The sequence below is a fragment of the Vibrio mexicanus genome, assembly GCF_001012815.1.
In the GTDB taxonomy this organism is placed as follows: domain Bacteria; phylum Pseudomonadota; class Gammaproteobacteria; order Enterobacterales; family Vibrionaceae; genus Vibrio; species Vibrio mexicanus.
The window spans coordinates 1-6,565 of sequence record NZ_JYJP01000088.1 but is presented as its reverse complement, the minus strand read 5'-3'; the positions used below and the strand labels follow the sequence as shown (position 1 = coordinate 6,565).

The 6,565-nt window shown below is 40.8% G+C and carries 8 protein-coding genes; all 8 read right to left on the bottom strand.

From position 1 onward, the window contains the following. Positions 1 to 7: 7 nt before the first annotated feature. A complete protein-coding gene (locus UA76_RS12360; RefSeq protein WP_047046547.1) occupies positions 8 to 358 on the bottom strand; it encodes a cupin domain-containing protein in 351 nt (116 codons plus the stop codon). A 760-nt stretch (positions 359 to 1,118) separates the two neighbouring features. Next, complete coding sequence (locus tag UA76_RS12355) at positions 1,119 to 1,523, bottom strand: putative signal transducing protein (RefSeq protein WP_047046545.1); 405 nt, start codon at positions 1,521 to 1,523, stop codon at positions 1,119 to 1,121. A gap of 148 nt (positions 1,524 to 1,671) precedes the next feature. Continuing rightward, complete coding sequence (locus UA76_RS12350) at positions 1,672 to 2,694, bottom strand: Kiwa anti-phage protein KwaB-like domain-containing protein (protein ID WP_047046542.1); 1,023 nt, start codon at positions 2,692 to 2,694, stop codon at positions 1,672 to 1,674. A gap of 811 nt (positions 2,695 to 3,505) precedes the next feature. Further along, complete coding sequence (locus UA76_RS12340) at positions 3,506 to 4,000, bottom strand: GNAT family N-acetyltransferase (RefSeq protein ID WP_047046536.1); 495 nt, start codon at positions 3,998 to 4,000, stop codon at positions 3,506 to 3,508. Positions 4,001 to 4,248: 248 nt separating this feature from the next. Next, positions 4,249 to 4,776, bottom strand: coding sequence for a LysE family translocator (locus UA76_RS12335; protein WP_238322281.1), 528 nt, complete (start codon positions 4,774 to 4,776; stop codon positions 4,249 to 4,251). A gap of 156 nt (positions 4,777 to 4,932) precedes the next feature. Continuing rightward, positions 4,933 to 5,472, bottom strand: coding sequence for a hypothetical protein (locus UA76_RS12330; protein WP_047046535.1), 540 nt, complete (start codon positions 5,470 to 5,472; stop codon positions 4,933 to 4,935). Positions 5,473 to 5,591: 119 nt separating this feature from the next. Beyond that, the gene (locus UA76_RS12325) at positions 5,592 to 5,891 is read right to left on the bottom strand and encodes a DUF1330 domain-containing protein (RefSeq protein WP_047046531.1); all 300 of its coding nucleotides are present in this window, start codon (positions 5,889 to 5,891) and stop codon (positions 5,592 to 5,594) included. 191 nt (positions 5,892 to 6,082) lie between these two features. After that, positions 6,083 to 6,565: hypothetical protein (locus tag UA76_RS12320; protein ID WP_238322280.1), on the bottom strand; the 483-nt coding region annotated here is incomplete at its 5' end.

Here is a 6,565-nt window from a genome sequence, read left to right as displayed (position 1 = left end):
TGGCGATTTATTTTAGACTTGCTTGAATTATTAACAGCTCTATTTCATTACTTGATGTGTTAACCAGACCATGTGTGCCAAAGCGTTTATTGACTATCATATCTCCTGAAGTCACTTTTCTTTCCATACCTTCAATGGTCATAGTGCCTTCGCCTTTCAAAATGATATACATTTCTTCATCGTCTCCATGAGTATGCTCGCCCATAGAGCTCCCCGGCGGCATAACGACACGAATTGCGAAATCCCATGCACCATCGAAATCTTTACGCCTGAACGCACGATAGATATCTATTGAGCCTTCGCCATCATGACTGTTTTCATCCACTTCCTTATCGCAAGTGTAAAAATTACGTATCATTTCCTAGAATTCCTTTCTTATTATTTTCCGTAGATCTGAAAAGCGCCATAACGCCTTGCTAAGGGGCAGCCGACGCTTGCCCCGAAACTTACCTATTGCACCGCAAACACCGATGCTGAATTTGAAACCAAACTCACCCAGCGTTGGTTGTCCCACTTGAGCAAATTGTTATGAAGCCTAACGCAAGCTCGGATGTAAAAATGAGCAATAAAACATAAACTTAAACGCTGAACTCAACTAAAAATAACGCCAAACGAGAACATTTACCCTAACTCAAGTTTCGTATTGATTCTACGAGCCGATGCACAATATGAACCATCAGATTTAAAGCACAGTAGAGGCGACTGGCTGAGGAAATTGTAGAAAATGATGCTCGAACGTTTGCTGATATAACAACCTGACAGTGCGCCCAAGTTCAATATAAAACCTGACACAGAGTTTAAGCTTGGGCGATTGTGCCGCAGCACCATACTAATAGCCAATTGCCGGAAACAGAGCTTGAATAACGACTAAAGCTTAGTCGGCATATTGGCGTGACCACCCTCACTTTCCGCGGCACACTTGCTGATACAGAACAGATTTTCTAGGCATAAACGAAGCTAAAAAAACTGCGTTTCTGCGACAGATTAAAACCAGCAACCATATGATTTTCAAAGCTTCATAACGCCAAGCTAAGCTGCCGCAAACCGTGGCATAGACTTTTGCGAAGCAAAAATGCCACGCGTTGAAGGTCTGCTTGAGCGCCTTGTTATGCCACGACTCAAAGTTTTTCGCTGAACTCACCACACTGATTGCACTTATAACCCTGTTTGTAGAAAAACAGGGGAAAGCCTAACAATATGAACACTAGAAACGCTGGACGTTTACCCTTTGTATAGGCAGATAAGTCACTACTTCCACAGTGAGGACAAATATCTAGCTTCTCTCCCATTTCTTGAGAGTGGCTTTCAAGGCTTTCAGAAAAATCACTAGTAAGAATTTCGGTCGCTTCCTCTAGGTTTTCTTCTGAAACCATTAAGCGCACACCTCCAATGGCATTTGAGTATAGCCATTGCGTATTCACTGTATGCTCATCTGCAATGAAGCTTTCAATACCTGCACTTTCTAGATTCGCTTTTGCGATATGGGCTTCATGAGGAAAAGAAAACCTTGCTACTACAATCACGAATTTCTCCCAGTGGCATAACGCCGCATTAAGGTGTGAGCAACGCTACCATGAAACTCAACCATACCAGCGTAAACACAAAACCCAACGATTAGCACCAAAAATGCCAAGCGTTGGGAATCACTCTTAAATGCTTTGTTATACGTACTTAGCCCTCGATGGCAATAAGTTCACCTTCTACGTCAAACATAAGGTCATCGACAACTGTTTTTACTCGTTTATTTTGCAGAAGAGTTAAGAGTTCTTTTACATATTCCTTATTGTCTTCAATAAGGATTTTGCCATTAGAATCAAACTTTACTTGCCAATTACCAGCTCTATCAGCAGCTTGTTTTAACTTTCTTAGCCAGACTTCATTGTTGTAATATTGCTTATCTAATACTGATGCCAATTGGCGCATCATTCGTTTGTCTTCACCAATGATATTAGTCAGTTTTATCGATTCTTGAGAACTCATGGCTGCACTTTGACCCAATGCCGTAATTGCCTCAGCTTTCTTTTCAACCAAACGGTCATGGAAGTTCATTGCCACTTCAAACTGCTTGATATCAGCAATATAGACTCCTGACTTATATTGAAAGAAATCAATATAAGGCGTTATTTGAAAGCGAGGACTCTGATCGATTTTAACAACAAGCTGGTTACCTTGCATACTTGTAAATATGCTTTTTCCTGCAGTGTTGTTTACCGACCATGCACCCTTGATATATCGAAAAGCATAAATACTCTGCTCTTCATCACCTTCACCAAATGTTAATTGAATAACATATGCGTTGTAGCCATTTAGCTCACTTTCCTCTGTAATCGTTGGCAAACCACCACCTTCAACCTTTGTTTTTAATTGGTCAAGGTCAGTTGAGCTAGACTCAACGTAAAAGAAACGATTGTCTTGAATTGTGGGGATGGATTTCAGCTCTTCGATATGTTCGTTACCACGAATACACTGGATAACATACTGCCTAAAGTGTTCTTTGTAATCATCATGTACTTTAAGGTTCTTTATGTCTCCAAAACGTTTAGTTTTGTTACTTGTTTTTACTTCAGCAACCCATAGGTTCACTACTGAATCAGATAGTTCGAGCCCACGCAGCTCTGCGAGCTGTGTGTCAAGAGATGCCTGATCCAGTCTTTGCTGAACTTCTTCGACTACATTTGCTTGGACTTGTGTCATCCTGCTACCTATCACCTAACGTTGAAATAAAATTTATGCCTGAGTTTTCTAGAAAACGAACTCTCGTAGTTGACGCTTTTGCGATGCCCATACAGAGTGCTGTAGTGATATGTTCTCCATTTGGTTGTCCAACTTTTCGGTACTTAATTTCGAATAGCCGAATACCCAACAAAAGAAACATAGGATTTAATACGATTATTTTTTCTTTCCGAGTGAATGCGAACATAAATACTAGAAATACGAACAATGAAGCGATCGATTGCCAAGTTTGATAATCAAAAGCAAACAAACCGATTAGAAATGGCAAAGTATAGTTAAGCATATCGCCTCGGACGGGCGAGACTTCAAGTAACACTACCTCATCAGAGCCTTGCGCCTTAGAAAATAAGCCTCTCATTAAAAATGCCGTAACCAATGTGCAAATAGAGGATACTAACAAGCCTCCTACCGCCCAATAGCTTACGTTCGTACCCCATTGCACAAAACCAATCGGGATGGTCGCAGATTCAGAACCGATGTCTCGAATGAACAAGATTAGAAACAAAGGGTAATATGATGAGACAAATATCAACAACTCGACCCAGAGCTTGATCCCTATCTCATGCGATGTTTTTATTATCATTGTCGCAACCCATTATAAAACTTGTTGAATTATACCTGATTTGGCTATGGATATTCTACTTTGTACGTATAACGCCGCATTAAGGGGCTGATGACGCTACCCCGCTACTCGACCAATAATGCCATAAACACCAATGCAAAAATGTGAACTGAACTCACGCAGCGTTAGCAGTCCCTCTTAAATGCATTGTTATGTGCGTGCTAAACGATAGCGCCTTACTGTGCCCTCGCTTTCATCTGTGAAGATGCCTAGATACTCACCACCACAATTTTCGATGACCTTTTGGGATGCTGGGTTATCAATTGAACAAGTAACAATAACTGAATCAGTTACAACGTGGTCCCGAACCCAAGCAAGGAGATATGATGCAACACCTTTACCACGAGCAGAGGGTCTAGTTTCGTAGCCAATATGACCTATTGCATTTTCTACATGGGCATTGCTACCTTTACGAACTCGAATAGCACCTAAGATTTCAGAATCTGATACGCAATAATAAGTTGTACTAGGCAAATACCCATTTGGTAGCTCAGAAGTTGCTTTCGAGCGTGTTACAAGATCTGACAAATAAGCTTCAGGACTTTGCTCCACACCCAAATATTTGGGAATACCCGACTCTAAGCATTCCCTTGCGTAACTTGTTAACATTGGAGCTAAATCTGGACTTGCTTCTAATACTTCCATGTGAACTTTCCTTCAAAGCACATAACGCCTTGCTAACGGGCGATAACGCTATACCACCCAATTTAAATATTATGCCTTAAACACGGATCTAAAATTGTGATTGAGTTCGCCAAGCGTTAGGAGTCCCTGTTAAGCAACTTGTTAGGGCTTGAAACCGTCAGCTACAAACTTTCCGCCCAATGACCCCATTATTAAACCTGAAGCTTTATTGATTGTTGACTTTAACTTTAAATAAGTAGTTTGTGCTTTTAGATAGATAGCATAATAGAGACTAGAAAATACCATGAAAAATTTAGGACGAACACACCAACAACGAGTATTGATGTAGTGTAATCTGGAACGTTGACAGGTAGCATCGCGGCGAACACACTGCTAAATACAATTGCAGTTTTGGGGTTGCTTAACTGTGTTGCTAACCCTAGCGCCACAGCCTTAATGTGAGCAGGGTTGCTAGACACTTCAGAATCTACATAAGTAACTTTATTCTTGCCCATACGCCACATCAGTAACCCTAGGTAGCAGAGGTATAGACCGCCAAGAACTTTGAAAGCCACATAAAGCTGAGGCACTGATTGAAAAACTGTAATGAGTCCAATTGATGCTATAAAAGCGAACGTACTTGCTCCTAAGGCTAAGCCAATAGCAATACAAATGGCTTCAATTCGAGACTTTGCCATAGCTGTTTGCGCAACTAAAATAAACGATGGTCCTGGCGTCATCGCTCCAAATAGTAATAGGGCGGCTATTGGGAGTAGAAATAAGTATTGCTCCACCATTTGTAATAATCTCCGTTCTAATTTGTGTAGTGAGCCCTAACGCCGCATTAAGGTGTGAACAACGCATCCACAGAACCCAACCATACCACCGTAAACACTGAACTCAATGATGGAATGAAAAATGCCAAGCGTTGAGAATCACTCTTAAATGCTTTGTTATACCTGTTCTATCAGTTTCACTTCACCTTGACCATCAATAACAACACGCCATTGTTTACCCTTACAATCGAAGTAGAAGCCCTTTAGACCAGAATACTTTTCGTAGCTGCCGACACTGTGGACTGTTTCGTAACGAACAAATGCGGCATCACTAGATTCTGTTTCACTGAGCAACGCTTCAACTGCTTTAATAAACAGAACTTCTTCTGGTAGAGCTATTACCCGATAGTTTCGAGACAGAAACGTATACAGCTTTGTAAAATGACCTTTAATTCGCAACCATTCTTCTATAGATTCTCGAACTCGTTTATGTGCTTCAGGAATGACAAAACCGACTAAACCAAGAATAGAAAGAACTTGAATGACTGTAACTGGATTGTCAGCCCCACGACCGATATTGCGCTCTTGAATTGAACACTCCACTGGAAGTGCTAATTTGTTAATTTGCTTTCTAACTGAGTTTTCAATTTCATCTGTTTGTTCATGCCAATCAAGACCATAAGCAGGATCTTTATAAGTACCTAGTACAATGTCCATATTTTCCTCTTAAGGTATAACGCCGTGCTAAGCCGGCATGGAACGGAGTTTGTATTTTGTGCGAATATGTTTTTCGCACAAAACCAAACGAAGTGTAATTGGTCGGCTTAAGCACTTTGTTATGCAGTACCATTCTCTACTGGCACCAATAAGAATTTACTATCAGATCCACTTTGCCGTGCAGCCTTTAGCGGGGCATATTCTTCCGAAGAGTGAAAATCGAGCGCGTCATCTTTTGAAGGAAACTCTGCGACTAAGGAGTATTGTGGTTTTTCCTCGCCTTCAAGGAGCTCAATGCTTGAAGTTCGTGTTAAGTACTTGCCCGAAAACTTTGCAAGTATGGGAGTTACTTTTTCAAGATATTCCTGAACCCAGGATTGATTCGTGATGTTGGTTTCAACAATTAGTAAATGCTTCATACTCTATCCTTGTACTTAGTGTATTTATTGTGAAAATATTTTGCGCTACGAGCAACTCCGTAATGTATAACGCCTTGTTAACGGGCGACAACGCCATGCCACCTAACCCAAAATTTCCGCCCTAAACACTGAAGCTGATTATTGTGAAAGTGGCCAAGCGTTAGGAGTCCCTGTTGAACAATTTGTTAGCTTTAACCTGATAGCCCCACCAGAATTAGCACATAACTATTATGAAAGGCATGAGTTAGGAAAGCGACTTTTGCACCCTCAGAAGTAGATACCTTTTGCCACACCTGAAAACCAAGACAAAAAACAACAAACGGGGCAAACGTGAACAAGCCCCACAGTGGATGGCTTAAAGAGTGCAGAACTGAAATAGACAAGGCGACCAAACAAGCAACCAATAGTGTATTTTGCATGAGCTTCTGAGCTACCCATATGAGTAGGACTATTAGTATCGTTTCTACAAATGGAGCGAATAGAATCAAACCGAACGCATCAAAAAAGGAAAACGATAAGTTCTCATTAGGCGTTTCTTCAGGAAAACCAACTAAAAAATGATACAAATACGCAAAACCAAAGGCAATACAGGCACTTAATACCGATGCTTTAAAGCTATATGACATTTTTGAATCATTGATTTTGAATAGGAACATACGTACCCTTTTTAAAGC